Origin of the sequence: Actinomadura chokoriensis, assembly GCF_039529475.1 — a bacterium.
GTDB classification, from domain to species: Bacteria; Actinomycetota; Actinomycetes; order Streptosporangiales; family Streptosporangiaceae; genus Spirillospora; species Spirillospora bangladeshensis.
The window spans coordinates 209459-226441 of record NZ_BAAAMW010000002.1; the positions used below are offsets into that span (position 1 = coordinate 209459).

The 16983-nt window shown below is 72.3% G+C and carries 17 protein-coding genes; 5 read left to right on the plus strand and 12 right to left on the minus strand.

Annotation, left to right across the window (positions count from 1 at the left end; translation table 11 throughout):
- Positions 1 to 12: 12 nt before the first annotated feature.
- The gene (locus tag ABFX46_RS05195) at positions 13 to 2511 is read left to right on the plus strand and encodes a CehA/McbA family metallohydrolase (RefSeq protein ID WP_346040184.1); all 2499 of its coding nucleotides are present in this window, start codon (positions 13 to 15) and stop codon (positions 2509 to 2511) included.
- Positions 2512 to 2529: 18 nt separating this feature from the next.
- Here ABFX46_RS05195 and ABFX46_RS05200 read toward each other — a convergent pair whose 3' ends face one another.
- From ABFX46_RS05200 to dapE, 4 genes are all read right to left on the minus strand, one after another.
- Positions 2530 to 3096 carry a hemerythrin domain-containing protein gene (locus tag ABFX46_RS05200; protein ID WP_346040185.1) on the minus strand — a complete coding sequence of 189 codons (567 nt, stop codon included), beginning with the start codon at positions 3094 to 3096 and terminating at the stop codon, positions 2530 to 2532.
- Between the two features lie 4 nt (positions 3097 to 3100).
- Complete coding sequence (locus ABFX46_RS05205) at positions 3101 to 3433, minus strand: hypothetical protein (RefSeq protein WP_346040186.1); 333 nt, start codon at positions 3431 to 3433, stop codon at positions 3101 to 3103.
- A gap of 71 nt (positions 3434 to 3504) precedes the next feature.
- Positions 3505 to 4308 (minus strand): LOG family protein, encoded by an 804-nt coding sequence (locus ABFX46_RS05210; protein WP_346040187.1) that lies wholly within the window; start codon positions 4306 to 4308, stop codon positions 3505 to 3507.
- Positions 4305 to 5381: a succinyl-diaminopimelate desuccinylase gene (dapE, locus tag ABFX46_RS05215; RefSeq protein WP_346040188.1), complete on the minus strand. Its 1077-nt coding sequence runs from the start codon at positions 5379 to 5381 to the stop codon at positions 4305 to 4307. Before dapE ends, ABFX46_RS05210 begins: the two co-directional genes overlap by 4 nt.
- A 30-nt stretch (positions 5382 to 5411) precedes the next feature.
- Between dapE and ABFX46_RS05220 the strand changes: the two genes are divergently transcribed.
- Positions 5412 to 6086, plus strand: coding sequence for a 4'-phosphopantetheinyl transferase family protein (locus ABFX46_RS05220; protein WP_346040683.1), 675 nt, complete (start codon positions 5412 to 5414; stop codon positions 6084 to 6086).
- Positions 6087 to 6089: 3 nt separating this feature from the next.
- On the opposite strand, the gene ABFX46_RS05225 is transcribed toward ABFX46_RS05220, so the two are convergent.
- Positions 6090 to 7085, minus strand: a complete 996-nt coding sequence (locus tag ABFX46_RS05225; RefSeq protein ID WP_346040189.1) for a YwqG family protein — start codon at positions 7083 to 7085, stop codon at positions 6090 to 6092.
- A gap of 49 nt (positions 7086 to 7134) precedes the next feature.
- Positions 7135 to 7971: a 2,3,4,5-tetrahydropyridine-2,6-dicarboxylate N-succinyltransferase gene (locus tag ABFX46_RS05230; protein ID WP_163059263.1), complete on the minus strand. Its 837-nt coding sequence runs from the start codon at positions 7969 to 7971 to the stop codon at positions 7135 to 7137.
- Between the two features lie 44 nt (positions 7972 to 8015).
- Here ABFX46_RS05230 and ABFX46_RS05235 point away from each other — a divergent pair, with 44 nt between their 5' ends.
- Complete coding sequence (locus ABFX46_RS05235) at positions 8016 to 8933, plus strand: hypothetical protein (protein WP_346040190.1); 918 nt, start codon at positions 8016 to 8018, stop codon at positions 8931 to 8933.
- A 42-nt stretch (positions 8934 to 8975) separates the two neighbouring features.
- Here the strand turns inward: ABFX46_RS05235 and ABFX46_RS05240 are convergent, their stop codons facing one another.
- Both ABFX46_RS05240 and ABFX46_RS05245 read right to left on the minus strand, forming a co-directional pair.
- Positions 8976 to 10238 carry an RNA-guided endonuclease InsQ/TnpB family protein gene (locus ABFX46_RS05240; protein ID WP_346040191.1) on the minus strand — a complete coding sequence of 421 codons (1263 nt, stop codon included), beginning with the start codon at positions 10236 to 10238 and terminating at the stop codon, positions 8976 to 8978.
- Between the two features lie 78 nt (positions 10239 to 10316).
- Entirely contained in the window at positions 10317 to 10652 is a 336-nt protein-coding gene (locus ABFX46_RS05245) for a DUF262 domain-containing protein (RefSeq protein WP_346040192.1), read from the minus strand.
- A gap of 238 nt (positions 10653 to 10890) precedes the next feature.
- Here ABFX46_RS05245 and ABFX46_RS05250 point away from each other — a divergent pair, with 238 nt between their 5' ends.
- Positions 10891 to 12069, plus strand: coding sequence for a glycosyltransferase family 4 protein (locus ABFX46_RS05250; RefSeq protein ID WP_346040193.1), 1179 nt, complete (start codon positions 10891 to 10893; stop codon positions 12067 to 12069).
- Positions 12048 to 13346: an MFS transporter gene (locus ABFX46_RS05255; RefSeq protein ID WP_346040194.1), complete on the plus strand. Its 1299-nt coding sequence runs from the start codon at positions 12048 to 12050 to the stop codon at positions 13344 to 13346. The genes ABFX46_RS05250 and ABFX46_RS05255 overlap by 22 nt, the downstream gene beginning before the upstream one ends.
- Here the strand turns inward: ABFX46_RS05255 and ABFX46_RS05260 are convergent.
- From ABFX46_RS05260 to ABFX46_RS05275, 4 genes are read right to left on the minus strand one after another with little or no spacing between them, the layout of a single operon-like run.
- Positions 13312 to 14328 (minus strand): sulfate/molybdate ABC transporter ATP-binding protein, encoded by a 1017-nt coding sequence (locus ABFX46_RS05260; protein ID WP_346040195.1) that lies wholly within the window; start codon positions 14326 to 14328, stop codon positions 13312 to 13314. The genes ABFX46_RS05255 and ABFX46_RS05260 overlap by 35 nt on opposite strands.
- Entirely contained in the window at positions 14328 to 15116 is a 789-nt protein-coding gene (locus ABFX46_RS05265) for a sulfate ABC transporter permease subunit (protein WP_346040196.1), read from the minus strand. Before ABFX46_RS05265 ends, ABFX46_RS05260 begins: the two co-directional genes overlap by 1 nt.
- Positions 15109 to 15945: a sulfate ABC transporter permease subunit CysT gene (gene cysT, locus ABFX46_RS05270; RefSeq protein WP_346040197.1), complete on the minus strand. Its 837-nt coding sequence runs from the start codon at positions 15943 to 15945 to the stop codon at positions 15109 to 15111. Before cysT ends, ABFX46_RS05265 begins: the two co-directional genes overlap by 8 nt.
- A 4-nt stretch (positions 15946 to 15949) precedes the next feature.
- A complete protein-coding gene (locus ABFX46_RS05275; protein WP_346040198.1) occupies positions 15950 to 16951 on the minus strand; it encodes a sulfate ABC transporter substrate-binding protein in 1002 nt (333 codons plus the stop codon).
- Between the last annotated feature and the right edge of the window lie 32 nt (positions 16952 to 16983).

Genomic DNA, 16983 nt, shown 5'->3' on the forward strand with positions numbered 1-16983 from the left:
GCGGGGGCATGCATGACGTGGGAGCGCGGCTACCGGGCGCTGGACCTCGCGGGGTCGTGGAACGCGCCGCTGACGCTGCTGGACGACGTGGACGCGTCGCTCACGGGCGAGCGCCGGCTCTACGGGCTGCCGTTCCGCTTCGGCGACGACCTCGCCGGGCCGTCCCTGCTCCGGGTGGACGGGGACGGCACCGCGATCCCGGTGGACGAGGAGTTCGAGTGGGTCTTGTTCGCCCACGCCCTTGAGCAGCCCGACCTGTTCGAGGGCGCCCCGGTCGGGGAGACGGTCGCCCGGTACACGCTCCGGTACGCCGACGGGACCGCCGAGACGGTCCCGGTCCGGCAGCGGTTCGAGATCGGGCCGACGCCGCGCCTGTGGGAGGGCCGCCCGATCCCGCTGGACTGGGGCCAGACCCCGTTCCTCGCGCTGCCGGACGCGCAGCACCGGCTCATGCACCGCACCTGCGGGCGCTACGACGCGGCCGGGGCCAGGTTCGTCGACATCGACGACCCGCAGGCGCGCTCCCCATACGTCCTGCCGTACCGGTTCTACCTGTGGCCGTGGCGCAACCCGCACCCCGGGCGCCGCGTCGCCGCGATCGAGATCGCGTCGGCCGGCCCCAGCGTGCTGATCGGCGCGGTCACGCTCAGCCGGCTGGCCGAGGACCCCTTCGGCCGGACGGTGTCCCGCGAACTGGTCTTCTCGCTCGCCGAGGGCTCGGTGGACGAGGACGTCGCCGTGGTCGTCGACCGCGGCACCGCCACCTACGCCTACCGCACGGTCGACGACGCCAGCCTGTCGACGCCGCCCGGCTGGGGCGGCTCCACGGACCCGCGCACCGGCTACGTCCGGGTCGCCGCGACGCCGTCCGCGACCGTGTCGCTGGAGGTCGGCGGCACCGGCACGGCAGCCTTCACCTGGGGCGACATCCTCGACCAGGGCGAACTGACCACGGCCGACGGCACGCGCTGGCGGCTCCCCGAGGCCGGACGGGCCTGGATCAAGGGCACGATCGTGGACGACGCGACCGGCGAACCCCTCGCCTGCCGCCTGCACTTCCACACGCCCGACGGCGTCCCGCTCGCCCCCTACGGGCACCACGCGCACATCAACTCCGACGGCAACACCTGGAACCTCGACATCGGCGGCGACGTCCGGCTGGGGCAGCGGACCTACGCCTACGTCGACGGTGAGTTCGAGGGCTGGCTCCCCCACGGGCGCGTGATCGTCGAGGCCGCGCACGGCTTCGACTACGTCCCGCTGCGCGAGGAGGTCGTGATCAGCCCCGGGCAGCGCACGCTGGAACTCCGGCTCAAGCCGTTCCACGACCCCGAGGCGGACGGGTACGCGGCCGGCGACACCCACGTCCACTTCGTCTCCACGCACGGCGCCGAGCTGGAGGCGCGCGGCGAGGGCGTCCGGGTCACGAACCTGCTGATGAGCCAGTGGGGCCACCTCTACACCAACACCGAGGACTTCACCGGCCACCCGCACACGTCCGCGGACGGCAGGACCCACGTCTTCGCCGGCCAGGAGAACCGGACCGCGATGCTGGGCCACATCAACCTGCTCGGCCTGCGCACGCAGGTCCGCCCGTGGACGACGGGCGGCGCGGAGGAGGCCGACCTCGGCGGCGGGCTGGAGACCACCCTCGCCCACTGGGCGGACGAGTGCCGCGCCCAGGGCGGGACGGTCGTCCTCGCGCACTTCCCCGTGCCGAACGGCGAGGCGGCGGCCCTGATCGCCACGGGCCGGCTCGACGGCGTGGAGATGATCGCCTACGACGACTACAACATCGCCCAGTACTACCGCTACCTCAACGCCGGCTACCGCCTGACCCTCGTCGGCGGCACCGACAAGATGAGCAGCGAGGTGCCGATCGGGCTCGTCCGCACCTACGCCCGCGTCCCCGACCCGGCGACCATGGACTACTGGGACTGGTGCGCGGCGGTCCGCTCCGGCGACACGGTCGTCACCAGCGGCCCGCACCTGCGCCTGTCCGTGGACGGAGCCGCGCCCGGCGCCGTCCTCACCGGCGCCCCGACCGTGCGCGGCACCGCCGAGTTCCACTCGATCTTCCCGGTCGACCGGCTGGAGATCGTGGTCAACGGCATCGTCGCGGGCTCCCGGCGCTGGGACGAGCCGGTCGAGACCGGCACCCTCGACGTCGACCTGGCCGTCGGCGAGTCGTCGTGGGTGGCCGCCCGCTGCTACGGGCCCGGCGACGGCATCGCCCGCCACCGGGACGTCTGGGAACGTCCGATCATGGCGCACACGTCCCCGGTCTACGTCGCGCCCGGCGACGCCTACGAGCGCACCGACGAGGCCGTCCTGCGGGAGATGCTGCACCTCATCGAGGGCGTCGAGCAGCACATCCGCGACCGCGCCCGGACCGACTGGCCCGGCCCCGCCGACCACCGCCACGGCGAGGCCGACCACGGCCGGTTCCTGCTCGCGCCGCTGGCCGAGGCGAGGGAGACGATCCTGCGCCGCCTCCCCCGGGACGCCTGAGCCCCGGGGAGGGCCGCCTCAGCCGAGGTGCCGGCGGGTGACGTTGCGGATGGCGTCGCGGGCGCGGTCGGCCACGGCCGCGAACGGCCCGGCGATCACGTTCGCGGGGGCCGACTCGAACCCGACGTGCGGATGGGTGGGCGCCACGGCCTCGGCCGCCCGCACGGCCATGGCCATCCGGTGGCGCTCCTTCTCCGACGACAGCTCCCGGATGCGGGGGAACTCCTCCGCCTCCTCCCGCCGGGCGTGGTCCATCACGGCGAGGCGCAGGTCGCCGAGCCGCCGCGCGAACCCGGACTCCCCGGTGCCGAAGTACTCCAGGTCCGACAGGAGCTGCTTGGCCTGGTTCTCCTCGGTGAGGCGGGCGCCGACCACCTCCGGGCCGTCGGCCAGGTGCCGGCGCGCGAACGGGTGGACGATCTCCTCCTCGGCCGTCTCGTGGACGGCGAGGAGCCGGCGCAGCCGGTCGAACGCGGCGGCCCGCTCCTCACCGCCGGCGCCCTCGACCTCGTCGAACAGGCGCCGGATCTCGTCGTGCTGCGCGATCAGCAGATCCACGACGTCACGGGGCTTGTCGTCGCTCACGTGGTCATCCCCCTTCACGGCCGAGCGTGCGCCACTCGTGCCGCTGACCCGGCCCGAGCCCGGCCCGCGCCGCCAGGGCGTCGGCGGCGAGCCCGGTCGCGAACGCGTACACCGCCTTGTGCAGGACGCCCAGCGCCGCGCCCTGCCCGACGTGCATCGCCAGGTTCAGCGGCGCGGACTCCCGCTCGGCCATGCCCGCGACCCGCTCCAGCGTGCGGGCCGGGACGTAGGAGTCCGGGCGGCCGGTCAGCCGCTGCTCCAGCTTCTCCACGGCCGTCATCGCCGCCGTCCCGGCCAGCCCGGCCAGCAGGCCCTCTCCGACCGCACGCATGATCATGACGCCTCATCCCCCCGATCTCGGCGACGGACCTACGCCTACCCGCCAGCCGGCCCGGTAAGCGCCGGGGGTCACTCGGTGGCGGCCTCGCGGGCCTGCTCGGCCTGGGCGCGGGCCTCGATGATCTCCTGCTCGGCGCGGGTGTGGCCCTCGACGATGATCTGGACGACCTCCTCCGGGTCGTCGGTGAGGTGGATCAGGTCGATGTCCTGCGGGGAGATCTTGCCGCTGGGCAGCATCGACGTCTTGACCCAGTCGAGCAGGCCGCCCCAGAACTCCGTCCCGACGAGGACGATCGGGAAGCGGGTGATCTTCTTGGTCTGGACGAGGGTGATCGCCTCGAACAGCTCGTCCAGGGTGCCGAAGCCGCCCGGCAGCACCACGAACGCCTGCGAGTACTTCACGAACATCGTCTTCCGCACGAAGAAGTAGCGGAACTCCAGGCCGATGTCGATGTGGTCGTTGAGCTTCTGCTCGAACGGCAGCTCGATGCCGAGGCCGACCGACAGGCCGCCGCTCTCGTCGCAGCCCCGGTTGGCCGCCTCCATGATCCCCGGGCCGCCGCCGGTGATGACCGCGTAGCCGGCCTCGTGCAGCCGGGCGCCGATGTCGACGCCGAGCTTGTACTCCGGGGAGTCCGGCTTGGTGCGGGCGCTGCCGAACACGCTGACCGCCTTCGGCAGCTCGGCCAGCAGGCCGAAGCCCTCGACGAACTCCGCCTGGATGCGCAGCACCCGCCACGGGTCGGCGTGCACCCAGTCGGCCGGGCCGCGGCCGTCCAGCAGCCGCTGGTCGGTGGTGGTCTTCGGGACGGCCCGGCCGCGGAGCATGGCCGGCCCCTGGCGTCGCGACGGGGAATCCGCGTTCAAAGTCATGGAGCCACGGTAATGGGACCGGCCAGCCACGTGCGCATACGTTGCTCGCACTCGCCGATCAGAGATGTCTCCACGTACTCGTCCCGGGTGTGGGCGAGCGTGGGCTCACCGGGCCCGTAGTTGACGGCCGGGACGCCGAGTTCGGCGAAGCGGGCGACGTCCGTCCAGCCGAGTTTGGCGCGGACCTCGGCCCCGCTCGCGGCGGCGAACGCGGCGGCGGCCGGGTGCGTCAGCCCCGGCCGGGCGGCGGACGCGGCGTCGGTGACCGTCACCTCGAAGCCGTCGAAGATTCCCCGGACGTACGCCTCCGCGTCGGCGACCGACTTGTCGGGCGCGAACCGGTAGTTCACCGTGACGACGCATTCGTCGGGGATGACGTTCCCGGCGACGCCGCCGGAGATGAACACCGCGTTCAGGCCCTCGCGGTATTCGAGGCCGTCCACAACCGGCCGCGCCGGCTCGTAGGCGCGCAGCACGTCGAGGATCCGCCCGGCCGTGTGGATCGCGTTCGACCCCATCCAGGCGCGCGCGCTGTGCGCCCGCTCCCCCGCCGCCCTGACCTCGACCCGCATCGTCCCCTGGCAGCCGCCCTCGATCTGCGCGCCGGTCGGCTCCATCAGCACGGCGAAGTCGCCCGCGATCAGCTCGGGGCGCGCCGCCGCCAGCTTGCGCAGCCCGTTGCGCTCGGCCTCGATCTCCTCGCACTCGTAGAAGACGTAGGTGATGTCGCGGTTCGGCTCGGGGACGGTCGCGGCGAGCTTCAGCGCGACCGCGACGCCGCTCTTCATGTCCGTGGTGCCGCACCCGTAGAGCCGGCCGCCCTCCATGCGGGACGGCAGGTTGCCGTTCAACGGGACGGTGTCGAGGTGCCCGGCCAGCACGACCCGCTCGGCGCGGCCCAGCTCGGTGCGGGCGACGACGTTGTCGCCGACCCGCTCCACCGCCAGGTGCGGGAGCGTCCGCAGCGCCTCCTCGACGGCGTCGGCGAGGGGCCCCTCCGCCCCGCTGACCGACTCGATGTCGACGAGCGCCGCCGTCAGCCCCACCACGTCCGAGAACAGATCAAGCCCCATGCCTCAAGTCCTATCATCACGGTTGTGGAAATGCTGGAGTGCGCCGTCCGCTGGGCGGTCCCCGTGGACGAGCCGCCGATGCGCGCCCTGCTGGACGACCGGGAGCGCGAGCGCTACGACCGGTTCCTCCGCGCCGAGGACAAGGCCCGCTTCGTCACCGGCCGCTTCCTCGCCCGGACCGTCCTCGCCGACGCGGTCGGCCTGGCCCCCGAGAGCATCCGGTTCACCACCGACTGCCCGCACTGCGGCGGCACGCACGGCAAGCCGCGCCTGCCCGGCAGCGGCCTCGACTTCTCCCTCTCCCACTCCGGCGACCGCGTCGTCATGGTGCTCGCCGAGGGCGCCGAGGTGGGGGTGGACGTGGAGCGGGAGAGCGACCGCGACATCGACCGCCTCGCCGAGATGGTCCTCACCCCCGCCGAACGCGAGGCGCTCGCCGCCATGGCCGACCGGAGGCGCGGCTTCCACGCCTACTGGTCGCGCAAGGAGGCCCTGCTGAAGGCCACCGGCCACGGCCTGGCCGCCCCGATGACGGCCATCCACGTGTCGGCCCCCGACGACCCGGCCGAGGTCATCGCGTGGGACCACGACGCCGCCGTCTCCCCGGTCCGCCTCACCGACCTGACTCCGGGCCCCGGCTACGCCGCGTCCGCCGCCGTCCTCACCGCCCGCCCCCTGAAGGTCACCGAAACCCGCTTCGACTGACCCCTACTGCATGCTCGTCTGCGGCGGATGCTCGAACGAGACCGGGCAGATGAAGATCCACAGCGAGTACCCGCGCCCGATGACCACCTCCACCGGGTCCGATCGGGACGGATGCTCATGGAACTCGCTTTCGGGGCCGGAATCCTCCACGGGACGCCAGCTCTCGTTTCCGTCCCATTCACTGGAGTCGACCCTCATCAGCAGTTCCATGTCGGCGCCGCAGTCGCAGACCATCGGGTAGGGGTCGGTGAGATTCCACGCGGAGTAGCCGCCCACTTTCCAGCCGGTGGCGATGGACAGTTCGTAGAAGTACCGATGCCCGGCGGCCGCGTCCCACTCTTCGAGCCGTTCCCGCAGACCGGGCGGCAGGAAGTCCGCGTACGGGTACTCGGTCACCTGCTCCGGGTGCAGGACGCAGGTGTTCGGGAGGTACTCGTACTCCATGACCTCGGGCTCCGGCTGCTCGGCCAGGACATCAGTGACGTCGGCCGAGCGGCGCCAGCGCAGCATGATCTCGGGCGCGCAATGCGGATCATGGTCACGCGGGCACCACAGGAGCTGCAGGACGTCCGTTCCGGGCGGACCCACCAGATCTGGAACGTCCTTCAGGTAGAGCTGGGCCACCGCGAGCATCGTGGTCGGTGTGCCGGGATCGGCCTTCTCGTCGAGCTTGTCGAGCCGCTGGAGTTCCGCCCGCTGCTCGGGAAGGAAGTCCGATCGGTGATCATCGCGCCTGATCCGCCCCCAAGCGGCCGAAAGGACGCGGCGACGCTGCCGCTCGACGTCCAGACGCACGAAGTCGCCGTAGTTGTCGTGCTGTTGCTCGCAGACGGGCCAGGGCTCGTCCGAGGGCCAGAGCAGGGGGCCGCCGATCGAGCTGTCGTGGACGCCGGGCGAGCCGGGGCGGGGGTGCAGCCGGGTGGCGGTGCGGGCGAGCGGCGCGATCTCGGGGAACAGCGCCGCGATGTCCACGGGGCGCGGCGGTGTGGTGCGTGTCATGGCGCCGAAACGTAGCGCGCCCCACCGACAGCGGGGCGCGCCCGTGGTCTCAGGTGTTGATGCCGTGGTCGCGGAGGATGTCGTTCAGGGATGCCTTGTCGTGCCGCTGCCCCTCCTCCAGCCGCTTCAAGATCAAGACCGCGGGCAGGCCGAACGTGCCGCCCTTGAACTCCTTGTAGCGGGTGCCGCCGACGGCGACGCACCAGTCCGGGATGCGGCCGCGGCTGATCTCCTCGCCGGTCTCGACGTCGATGACCGGCATGGACGCCGACAGGTTCGTGCCGGAGCCGACGACGGCGCCCTTCCCGACCCGCGCGCCCTCGACGATCATCGAGCGGCTGCCGATCATGGCCTCGTCCTCGATGATCACCGGCTTGGCGTTCGGCGGCTCCAGCACGCCGCCGATGCCGACGCCCCCCGAAAGGTGGACGTTCTTGCCGATCTGCGCGCACGACCCCACGGTCGCCCAGGTGTCGACCATCGTGCCGGAGTCGACGTAGGCGCCGATGTTGGTGAACGACGGCATCAGCACGACGCCCGGCGCGAGGTAGGCGCCCCAGCGGGCGATGGCGCCGGGGACGACGCGGACGCCGTCCAGCCGGCTCTTCAGCGGGATGCGGTCGTGGTAGCGGAAGTCGCCCACCTGGGCCCGCGCCATGCCGAGGACCTTGAAGCTCAGCAGGATCGCCCGCTTGGCCCGCTCGTCGACGAGCACGTCGTCGGTCGCGGGGTCGATGCGGGCGACGCGGGCCTCGCCCGTGTCGATCTGGTCGACGGCGGCCACGATGGCGGCGCGGGCGTCGGCGTCGTCCGGGGTGAGGTCGGCGCGCCGCTCCCACAGCTCGTCGATCACTCCGGAGATCGGGCTGGTGAACGTTTCGGTCATGCCTCATGAGCTTAGTGGGACCGAACTCCCGGTACCTTCTTCGCGTGGCTGTTTGGGCGAGGTTGAAGGAGCGCCCCGGAGAGGGGTCGGACGACGGTGGCCGCCGCCGCGGCCTGCACTGGGCCGTGGGCCTGGCCGTCTTCGTGATGCTGGCGGCGGTCGGCGGGTTCGTGCTGTACGACCGCGCCCGCCCGTATCTGCACGGGTCGGGCTGCGAGGTGCGTACGAGCCAGGGGACGATGCCGCTCGACCTGGAGCAGGGCGCCAACGCCTCGACCATCGCGGCGGTCGCGTTCCGCAAGCGGCTGCCCGAACGCGCGGCCGTGATCGCCTACGCGACGGCGATCCAGGAGTCGCACATCCGCAACCTGCCGGGCGGCGACCGCGACTCGGTCGGCATGTTCCAGCAGCGCCCGTCGCAGGGCTGGGGCACTCCGGACAAGCTCCGCGACCCCGTCCTCGCCACCAGCAAGTTCTTCGACGCCCTGGTGAAGGTAAAGGATTACCTCGACCGCGACCTGCACGACGCGGCGCAGCTGGTGCAGCGCAGCGCGGACGGCACCGCCTACGCCCAGCACGAGCCGGACGGCAAGCTGCTCGCGACGGCGTTCACCGGCCGGGAGCCGGCGACGGCCCGCTGCTGGTACCCGCCCGACAAGGAGACCGCGTCCCGCCGCCCGGAGGCGATCCTGGAGATGCGCCGCGCCTTCGGCAGCCGCCTCAAGGTCGGCGGCCCGAGCCCGCTGGCCAAGGGCGCGAAGTCCGACCCGGACTCCTGGAACTCGGTGAAGGCGTCGAGCACCCGCGAAGGCTGGGCGGTAGCGTCCTGGGCCGTCACCCACGCCCAGGTCTACGGCCTCACCGAGGTCCGCTACGCGGGCAGGCACTGGCAGTCCGACGCCGGCCACGACGGCTGGACCGAAGACAAGGACGCCCCGAAGGACGCCGTCATCGTCAATTGACGTCCTCCCCCGCCTGAATGCGGGGGATTCCAACCCGGTCTCCTACGCAGAGAGGAGAGCGGGTTGAGGTTCGCGGTTCACCGGCCCGCCCAATGGCAAGCCTCCCCGCGCAGCCGCCGTGCGTCCCACGGCGGTGTCTCTGATGCTGCGTGCGGCGTTCACGTCCGCCTGGTCCCGCCACCCGCAGGCCACGCACCGGAACACCGCTTGGCTCTCACGGTTCTCCGAGGCGCAATGCCCGCAGGCGTTGCAGGTCTGCGACGTGTACGCCGGGTTCACCCGGACCACGCGTCCGGGTGCCTTGTGTTCCAGGCGGGCGGCGAGCCGGCCCCACCCGTTGGCCAGAATGCCGCGGTTGAGCCCGGCCCTGGCGCGGACGTTGACGCCGGGGGCGTCGATCGTGCCCTTGGCGGACCGGGTCATGCCCCGCACGTTGAGGTCCTCGACCGCGATCACGTCGAAGCGGCGCGCCAGGTCGGTGCTGGTCTTCTCCACCCAATCCCTGCGGCGGTCGGCCTCACGCGCTTTGAGCCGGGCTATGGCGGCCTTGACACGGGCACGGCGGTTCGACCCCCGCTGCGCTCGGGCCAGACGCCGCAACAGCCGGTTCAGCCGCTCGGCCCCGGCCTCGGCCAGGCCCGGCACGGCGCGGGTCTCCCCGGTCGACAGGGCGGCGGACACCGCCACGCCCCGGTCGACGCCGACCGCCTCACCGTTGCCCGGCGCGGGGATCGGGTCGGGGATCGCAGCGAACGCGACATGCCACCGCCCGGCCCGGTCACGGGCCACCCTGAACGACTTCACCCCGCCGGGCACGGCGCGGGACCACCGGAACCGCACCCAACCCACCTTCGGGACCCGCACCTCACCGGTACGGCGCGACAGGCGCCGCACGTCCCATTGGCGGCCACGGGCTCCGACGATCCGGAATCCCTCGTGCAGCCCGGCCTTGCGCCACGTGGGACGCCGGTGCGTGCCGCCGAAGAAGTTGCTCACCGCCTGCGCGAAATCCTTGAGCGCCTGCTGTTGCACCGTCACCGACCCGGCCGCCAGCCACGGGTTCGCAGCGCGGGCCCCGGTCAACTGGCGGCATTGCACCGCGAAGTTCGGGGCGGGGCCGCGCCGGGGCGTCCACCACGCGTGCTGTTCCACGGCCAGGTTCCACACGTACCGGGCGTGCGAGCAATGCTCCAGCAACCCCGCCTCCTGGACAGGGGTCGGGCACAGCCGGTACCGGGACATGCCCGAACCATACAGACGGCCACCGACAAAACCCGGACGGTCACCATGCCGCGTTTCCTCCACGCCCTGAAGGACGGGACCTCCACGCTGTAGGTGTCCGGTGACCCACGGCCGGGGACGGCCAAGGATCATTTGCCCAGATTATGTCGGTGGTCCATATGCCAGATTCCACTTGCTGCGCGGGTCGCCCGGCTCCCAATGGAGCGCGCCGCAGATCGTGGACAGGCGCTGGCAGCCATCGAGCAGGTACGCGGTGTCGTCCTCGTCCTCACGGGGGTCGGTCGGCAGGCCTGCTATGGCGCGTTCGCTGGCGAGCGGAAGATCGCTTCGCCACAGCAGGAGGCTGCCGATCGGGTAGTTCCGGGCTATCGAGTCAAGGAGATCGAGAATCTGACCGCGTGTCCAGACGAATTCACGTTGGAACTTGGGAAGCCTGATCCGCCCTTCATACACCCGCGACGCCAGTCCAGTGATCAACTCCGGTACCGGCCTGTGCTCCCGCTCCGGTGGCCTTCTGGGCACCTGGCTCCCACTCCACTCGCATGCCGTCCTTTGACTGCATCATGGCACTCGCATGAGACACACCGATGCACCATTCCAGAAATCTGTGTCTATTGACCGATTTCGCCGGGAGACTCTGACTCGCCGACGGCGTCACATCGGCCAGTGGCTCAATACCTGGTTGGACGGTGTCTGTGCGGGAAGTCGTTGACGCATGGAGATCCCGCGGACCTTGGTGCTGACCGGGCACTTCCCTCCCGAACCCGGTGGCGTGCAGACGTTCACGTGGGAGCTGGTGCGGCGGCTGCCGGCGGAGCGGGTGGTCGTGGTGGCGCCGGCGCGGGAAGGGGCGGCGGAGTTCGACGCGGGGCTGGACTTCCCCGTGGTGCGCAGGCACGGGTACCTGCTGTTCCGGGGGCTGCGGCGGCTGGTGGCCCGGCACCGGATCGAGGCCGGGTGGATCACGGCGGCGGCGCCGTTCGGGATGTACGCGCCGCTGGTGCGGGCCGCGGGGGTGCGGTGGCTGGTCGGGTCCGCGCACGGGCAGGAGCTCGGCTGGTTCCGGGCGCCGCCGACGCGGGCGGCGCTGCGCGCGGCCGTCCGGTCGTTCGACGTGCTGACCCACCTGTGCGAGGCGACGCTGCCGGAGGTCGCGGGCGCGGTCGGGGACCGGACGCGGCTGGTGCGGCTCGCGGGCGCGGTCGACACGGTGCGGTTCCGGCCCGGACTGGACGGGTCGGCGGTGCGGCGGCGGCACGGGCTCGGCGGCGGACCGGTGGTGCTGAGCGTGGCCCGGCTCGTCCGGCGCAAGGGCCACGACATGCTGATCCGCGCGTGGGGCGACGTGGTGCGGCGGCGGCCGGACGCGCGGCTGGTGATCGTCGGGGACGGCCCGATGCGGCACCGGCTGCAGGAGATGGCGGACCGGTCGGCGCCGGGCACGGTCACGCTGGCGGGCCCGGTGTCCGCCGCCGACCTGCCCCGCTACTACGCGGCGGCCGAGGTGTTCACGCTGCCGTGCCGCGACGACCGGCGGGGGCTGCAGACCGAGGGGCTCGGCCTGTCGGTGCTGGAGGCGTCGGCGGCGGGCCTGCCGGTCGTGGTCGGCCGGTCCGGCGGCAGTTCCGCGTCGCTGATCGACGGGCGGACGGGCGTCCTGGTGGACGCGACCCGCCCGGACGAGCTGGCGCTGACCCTGCACCGGCTGCTGGCCGCCCCGGAGCGGTCCGCCGCGATGGGCGCGGCCGGGCGCGCGTGGACCTGCGAGAACTGGAGCTGGGACACGGCCGCCGCGCGGCTCGCCGCCCTGCTGTCGGGCTCCGCTCACCCGGACTCGACGTCGCGCCGCGCAAGTCCGGGGATGGAGCCCGCATGGGACTCAAGGAGCAACTGAGCCGCCGGGACTTCCGGCGGCTCATCCTCGGTCAGACGGTCTCCTCGTTCGGCGACTGGATGGGCACGCTCGCGCTGATGTACTTCGTCCTGGAGCTGAGCGGCTCCACGACGGCGGTGGGCGGGGTCCTGGTGCTGCGGCTGCTGCCGTCCGCGGTGGGCGCGCCGGTGGCGGCGCGGGTGGTGACGCGGTGGCGGCGGCGCAGCGTGATGCTGTGGTCGGACATGATCCGGACGGGCATGGCGCTGGCCCTGCCGATCGTGCCGTGGCTTGTGTGGGTGTACGTGTGGGCGTTCCTCATCGAGGTCGTGGGGTTGATGTTCCTGCCCGCCAGGGACGCGGCGATCCCGTTCCTCATCGAGGACGAGGAGGACGAGCACGACACCGGGACGCTGGAGCTCGCCAACGGCATCACGATGGCGACGTCCTACGGGATGATCCCGCTGGGCGCGGGCGCGTTCGGGCTGCTGCTGTGGCTGTCGAACATGGCCGGCTGGGAGGGCCACTGGCGGTACGTGGTCGTCTTCTGGCTGAACGCCGTGACCTACCTCGTGTCGTACTTCATGATCCGGTCGATCCCCGACCTCGGCCCCGGCCCGGTCGAGAGGGCGGAGATGGAGCACACCGAGAAGGAGGCGCAGGGCGGCTTCTTCCGGGCGCTGCGGCTGCCGGTGGTGCGCGGCGTCCTGCCGGGGGTGGCGGTGGTCGCGCTCGGGCTGGGCGCGCTGTTCTCGCTCGGCGTGGTGTTCGTGAAGAACACGCTGAACGCGGGCGCGGTCGGGTTCGGGGCGCTGGTGGTGCTGTTCGGCGTGGGCGCCCTCGCGGGGCTGCTGCTGATCCACCGCAAGGCGGGCAGCTTGATGACGCAGGTCCGGATCGGGACGGCCGCGCAGGGCACCGTGATCGCGCTGATGGGCGGGCTGGGGTCGATCACGTGGTCGTTCATCGGGGCGGTCGTGTTCGGCGCCGCCGCGACGAGCGCCCTGGTGGGCGGCATCACCTACCTCCAGGAGTCGCTCAGCGGGGTGGAGCGCAACCTGGCGCTGACCGCGTTCCACGCGGTGCTGCGGTTCGGGCTGGCGCTCGCGGCGCTGCTGTCGGGCGGTGCCGCCGACCTCCTGAAGGAGGCCGGCGCATCACCGCTCGGCCTGGCGCCGGGCCAGTTCGTGCTGGCGGCGTCCGGCCTGGTCGTGCTGGCGGGCACGTTCCTGATCCGCGCACCGGGCGCGCGGGAGATGTCCCCTACCGGAGAGGCGCGGGCTCGGCATCATTCGTGACCGGGACGGCGGCGGCCTCGGCGGCGGGCCGGACATGCACCTCCGCGCCCGGCTCCGCCGCCAGCCGCCGGGCGGCGTCCCTGGTCAGCTGCGCCCAGGAGACGTCCTCCCCACCCGACCCGCCCGGCCCGCCCGGCCCGTGCACCCGGAACTCGACCCGCACCTCGAAGCCGAGCCGCACCACCCGCGTGACCACGGCCGGGAGGGTGCCGGGCCCCGGCTCGGCGGTGACCTCCACGTCGTGGGGACGCAGCAGCCGGCCGCCGATCTCGGTGACCGGCCCGAGGAAGCGCATCACGAACGGGCTGGCGGGGTTGTCGTAGATCTCGCCGGGCGGCCCGACCTGCTGGACGGCGCCGTCGGCGAGCACCACGATCGAGTCGGCGACCTCGATCGCCTCCTCCTGGTCGTGGGTGACGAACACGGTCGTGACGTGCACCTCGTCGTGGAGGCGGCGCAGCCAGGCCCGCAGCTCCTTGCGGACCTGGGCGTCGAGCGCGCCGAACGGCTCGTCCAGCAGCAGCACCTCGGGGTCGACGGCGAGGGCCCGGGCGAGGGCCATCCGCTGCCGCTGCCCGCCCGACAGCTGCGCCGGGTACCGCTTGGCGAACTGGTCGAGGTGGACGAGGTCGAGGAGCTCCCCGACCCGCCGCCGGATCTCGGCCTTGGGCCGCTTGCGGATCTTCAGGCCGAACGCGACGTTGTCGAACACCGTCAGGTGCTTGAACGCGGCGTAGTGCTGGAACACGAACCCGACGCCGCGGCGCTGCGGCGGCGTCGACGTCGCGTCCCGGCCGGAGATCAGCACCCGCCCCGAGTCGGGCGTCTCCAGGCCCGCGATGACGCGGAGCAGGGTCGACTTGCCGCCGCCGCTCGGGCCGAGCAGCGCGGTCAGCGAACCGGACGCGATGCCGACCGAGACGTCGCGCAGCACCGGCGCGTCCCCGAACGACTTGTTCACATCGCGGATCTCGATCGCCATCAGGTTCCGTCCTCGGGTCGCAAGAGCCGGGTCGCCAGCAGGCTGGCGACCGCGATCGCCGCCAGCGCGAGCGCCGCGGCGTACGAGGCGTGCACGTCGAAGTTCTCGAAGCGCTCCTCGACGAACAGGGTCAGGGTCTGGGTGTGGTCGACCGTCCGGCCGGACACGACGGCCACCGCGCCGTACTCGCCGAGCGCGCGGGCCAGCGAGAGGACGATGCCGTAGCCGAGGGCGGCGCGGATGCCGGGCAGGGTGATGCGGCGGAACGTCTGCCAGCCGCCCGCGCCGAGGGTCCGCGCGGCCTGCTCCTGCTCGTCGCCGAGTTCCTCCAGGACGGGCACGATGGCCCGCACCACCAGCGGCAGGCAGACGAACACCGTGGCCAGCACCATCCCCGGCGTGGAGAAGATGATCTGGATGCCGCGGCCCTCCAGCCAGCCGCCCACCGGGGTGAACGCGCCGTACACCAGGACCAGCGCCAGCCCGACCACGACCGGGGAGACCGACAGCGGCAGGTCGATCAGCGCGCCGAACAGCCGCTTGCCGGGGAAGCTGTGCCGGACGAGCAGCAGCGCGGTCAGCACCCCGAACAGCGTGTTCAGGACGATGGCCCACCCGGCGACCACGGCCGTGACCTGGAAGGCGTGCAGGGCCGAGTGGGTCGTCAGCGCGTCGAAGAACGCGCCGAGGCCGTCGTCGAACGTCCGCCAGGCGATCAGCCCGACCGGCACGATCAGCAGCAGGGCGAGGTAGGCCAGCACGGTGAAGCGCAGCGCGTACTTAGCCATGGCGGGCTCCCCAGCGGCGGACGAGGTCGATCGCGAGCAGGAACACCAGCGACAGCACGAGCAGCGCGGTCGAGGTCGCCGCCGCGGCGGCGGTGTTGTCGCTCTCGATCTGGCCGAAGATGTGCACGGCGGCGACCTGCGTCTTGAAGGGGACGTTCCCGGAGATCAGCACCGTCGACCCGAACTCGGAGATGGCGCGGGTGAAGGCCAGCGCCGTCCCGGTCAGCATCGCCGGGACCAGGTTCGGCAGGATGATCCGCCGGAAGATCGTCCAGTTGCCGGCGCCGAGCGACGCGGCGGCCTGCTCCATCTCCCGGTCCAGTTCCAGCAGCACCGGCTGGACGGTCCGCACCACGAACGGCAGCGTCACGAACAGCAGCGCGACGACGACTCCCGCGCGGGTGTAGGCGAGCGAGACGCCGAGCGGGCTGTCGGTCCCGTACAGGGTCAGCAGGACGAGGCCCGCGACGATGGTCGGCAGCGCGAACGGCAGGTCGATCACCAGGTCGACCAGGCTCTTGCCGGGGAAGGAGTCGCGGACGAGCACCCAGGCGATCAGCGTGCCCATGACCAGGTTGATCAGCGCCACCACCAGCGAGGCGGCGACGGTCAGCTTCAGCGCCGCCCACGCGTCCGGGGTGGTGATCGCGTCCCAGAACGCGGCGGGGCCCTGCGAGGTCCCCTTCCACAGCACCGCGCCGAGCGGGATCAGCACCACCGCGCTCAGGAAGATCGTCGCCGTGCCCACGCCGACCGCCGTGCCGCCCCAGGAGGGCGGGGTGATCCGGCGGCCGGGCGCGGGAGCGGCCTTCTCGATCGTCGTGGTCAAGGACCTAGCCCTCCACCGAGACGCCGATGCCCTTCTCGACATCGGCCATGATGCTGCCCTTCGGGTCGAAGAACTCCTTCTTCACCTTCGGCCAGCCGCCGAGGTCGGCGATGGTGAAGAGCCCGGCCGGGGCCGGGAACTTCTCCGCGCCCGGGACGCCGTCCGCGACGGGCCGGTACCCGTTCTGGACGAAGATCTCCTGCGCCTTCTTGCCGTGCAGGAACTTCAGGAACGCCCGCGCCTCCGCCGGATGCGCGCTCTTCTTCGTCACCGCGACCGGGTTCTCGATCAGGATGGTCGCGTCGGGAACCGTGTAGTCGAGCGGCTGGTCGTTCTGCCGCGCGAAGATCGCCTCGTTCTCGTAGGCGAGCAGCACGTCGCCCTTGCCGCCCGCGAAGGTCTGCAGCGACTTGCGGGCGCTGGAGTCCTGCACGGGGACGTTCTTGAACAGCGCGTGCAGGTAGGCGGTACCGGCGGCCTTGTCGGCGCCCTTGGCCGCCTTGGCGCCGTACCCGGCCATGATGTTCCACTGCGCCCCGCCGGAGGTGAACGGGTTCGGCGTGATGACCTGGACGCCGGGCTTGACCAGGTCGTCCCAGGACTTGATGTTCTTCGGGTTCCCCTTCCGGGTGGCCAGCACGACGACCGAGTCGGTGACCATCCCCTTCTCCGGCCCGCTGTTCCAGTCGGCGCCGACCAGGCCGGCGTCCACCAGCCGGGTCATGTCGGGCTCCAGGGAGAACGCGACGATGTCGGCCTTGAGGCCGGACGCCACCGCCCGGCTCTGCTCGCCGGACGCGCCGAACGACTTGGTGAACGTGACGCCCTTGCCCTCCGGCGTCCTCTGGTACTCCTTGATGATCGCCTCGTACGCGGCCTGGGGCGTGGAGTAGGCCACCAGCGAGAGCCGCACCTTCCCGCCCGCGTCTGCCGACCCCCCGCAGGCGGCCGCCCCCAGGGCGACGGCGGCCAGCCCCAGTACGGCCCCTGTCTTGCGCACGCGCATCGATCTCCACCTTTTCCTACATGTTTGGTCGA

What these genes read in the sequence shown, in the direction of transcription:
- ABFX46_RS05230 (WP_163059263.1), bottom strand. Translation starts at nt 7,971, where the DNA reads ATGACCGAAACGTTCACCAGCCCGATCTCCGGAGTGATCGACGAGCTG.
- ABFX46_RS05225 (WP_346040189.1), bottom strand. Translation starts at nt 7,085, where the DNA reads ATGACACGCACCACACCGCCGCGCCCCGTGGACATCGCGGCGCTGTTC.
- ABFX46_RS05210 (WP_346040187.1), bottom strand. Translation starts at nt 4,308, where the DNA reads ATGACTTTGAACGCGGATTCCCCGTCGCGACGCCAGGGGCCGGCCATG.
- ABFX46_RS05265 (WP_346040196.1), bottom strand. Translation starts at nt 15,116, where the DNA reads ATGGCTAAGTACGCGCTGCGCTTCACCGTGCTGGCCTACCTCGCCCTG.
- ABFX46_RS05195 (WP_346040184.1), top strand. Translation starts at nt 13, where the DNA reads ATGACGTGGGAGCGCGGCTACCGGGCGCTGGACCTCGCGGGGTCGTGG.
- ABFX46_RS05255 (WP_346040194.1), top strand. Translation starts at nt 12,048, where the DNA reads ATGGGACTCAAGGAGCAACTGAGCCGCCGGGACTTCCGGCGGCTCATC.
- dapE (WP_346040188.1), bottom strand. Translation starts at nt 5,381, where the DNA reads ATGGGGCTTGATCTGTTCTCGGACGTGGTGGGGCTGACGGCGGCGCTC.
- ABFX46_RS05205 (WP_346040186.1), bottom strand. Translation starts at nt 3,433, where the DNA reads ATGATCATGCGTGCGGTCGGAGAGGGCCTGCTGGCCGGGCTGGCCGGG.
- ABFX46_RS05275 (WP_346040198.1), bottom strand. Translation starts at nt 16,951, where the DNA reads ATGCGCGTGCGCAAGACAGGGGCCGTACTGGGGCTGGCCGCCGTCGCC.
- ABFX46_RS05260 (WP_346040195.1), bottom strand. Translation starts at nt 14,328, where the DNA reads ATGGCGATCGAGATCCGCGATGTGAACAAGTCGTTCGGGGACGCGCCG.
- ABFX46_RS05220 (WP_346040683.1), top strand. Translation starts at nt 5,412, where the DNA reads ATGCTGGAGTGCGCCGTCCGCTGGGCGGTCCCCGTGGACGAGCCGCCG.
- ABFX46_RS05250 (WP_346040193.1), top strand. Translation starts at nt 10,891, where the DNA reads ATGGAGATCCCGCGGACCTTGGTGCTGACCGGGCACTTCCCTCCCGAA.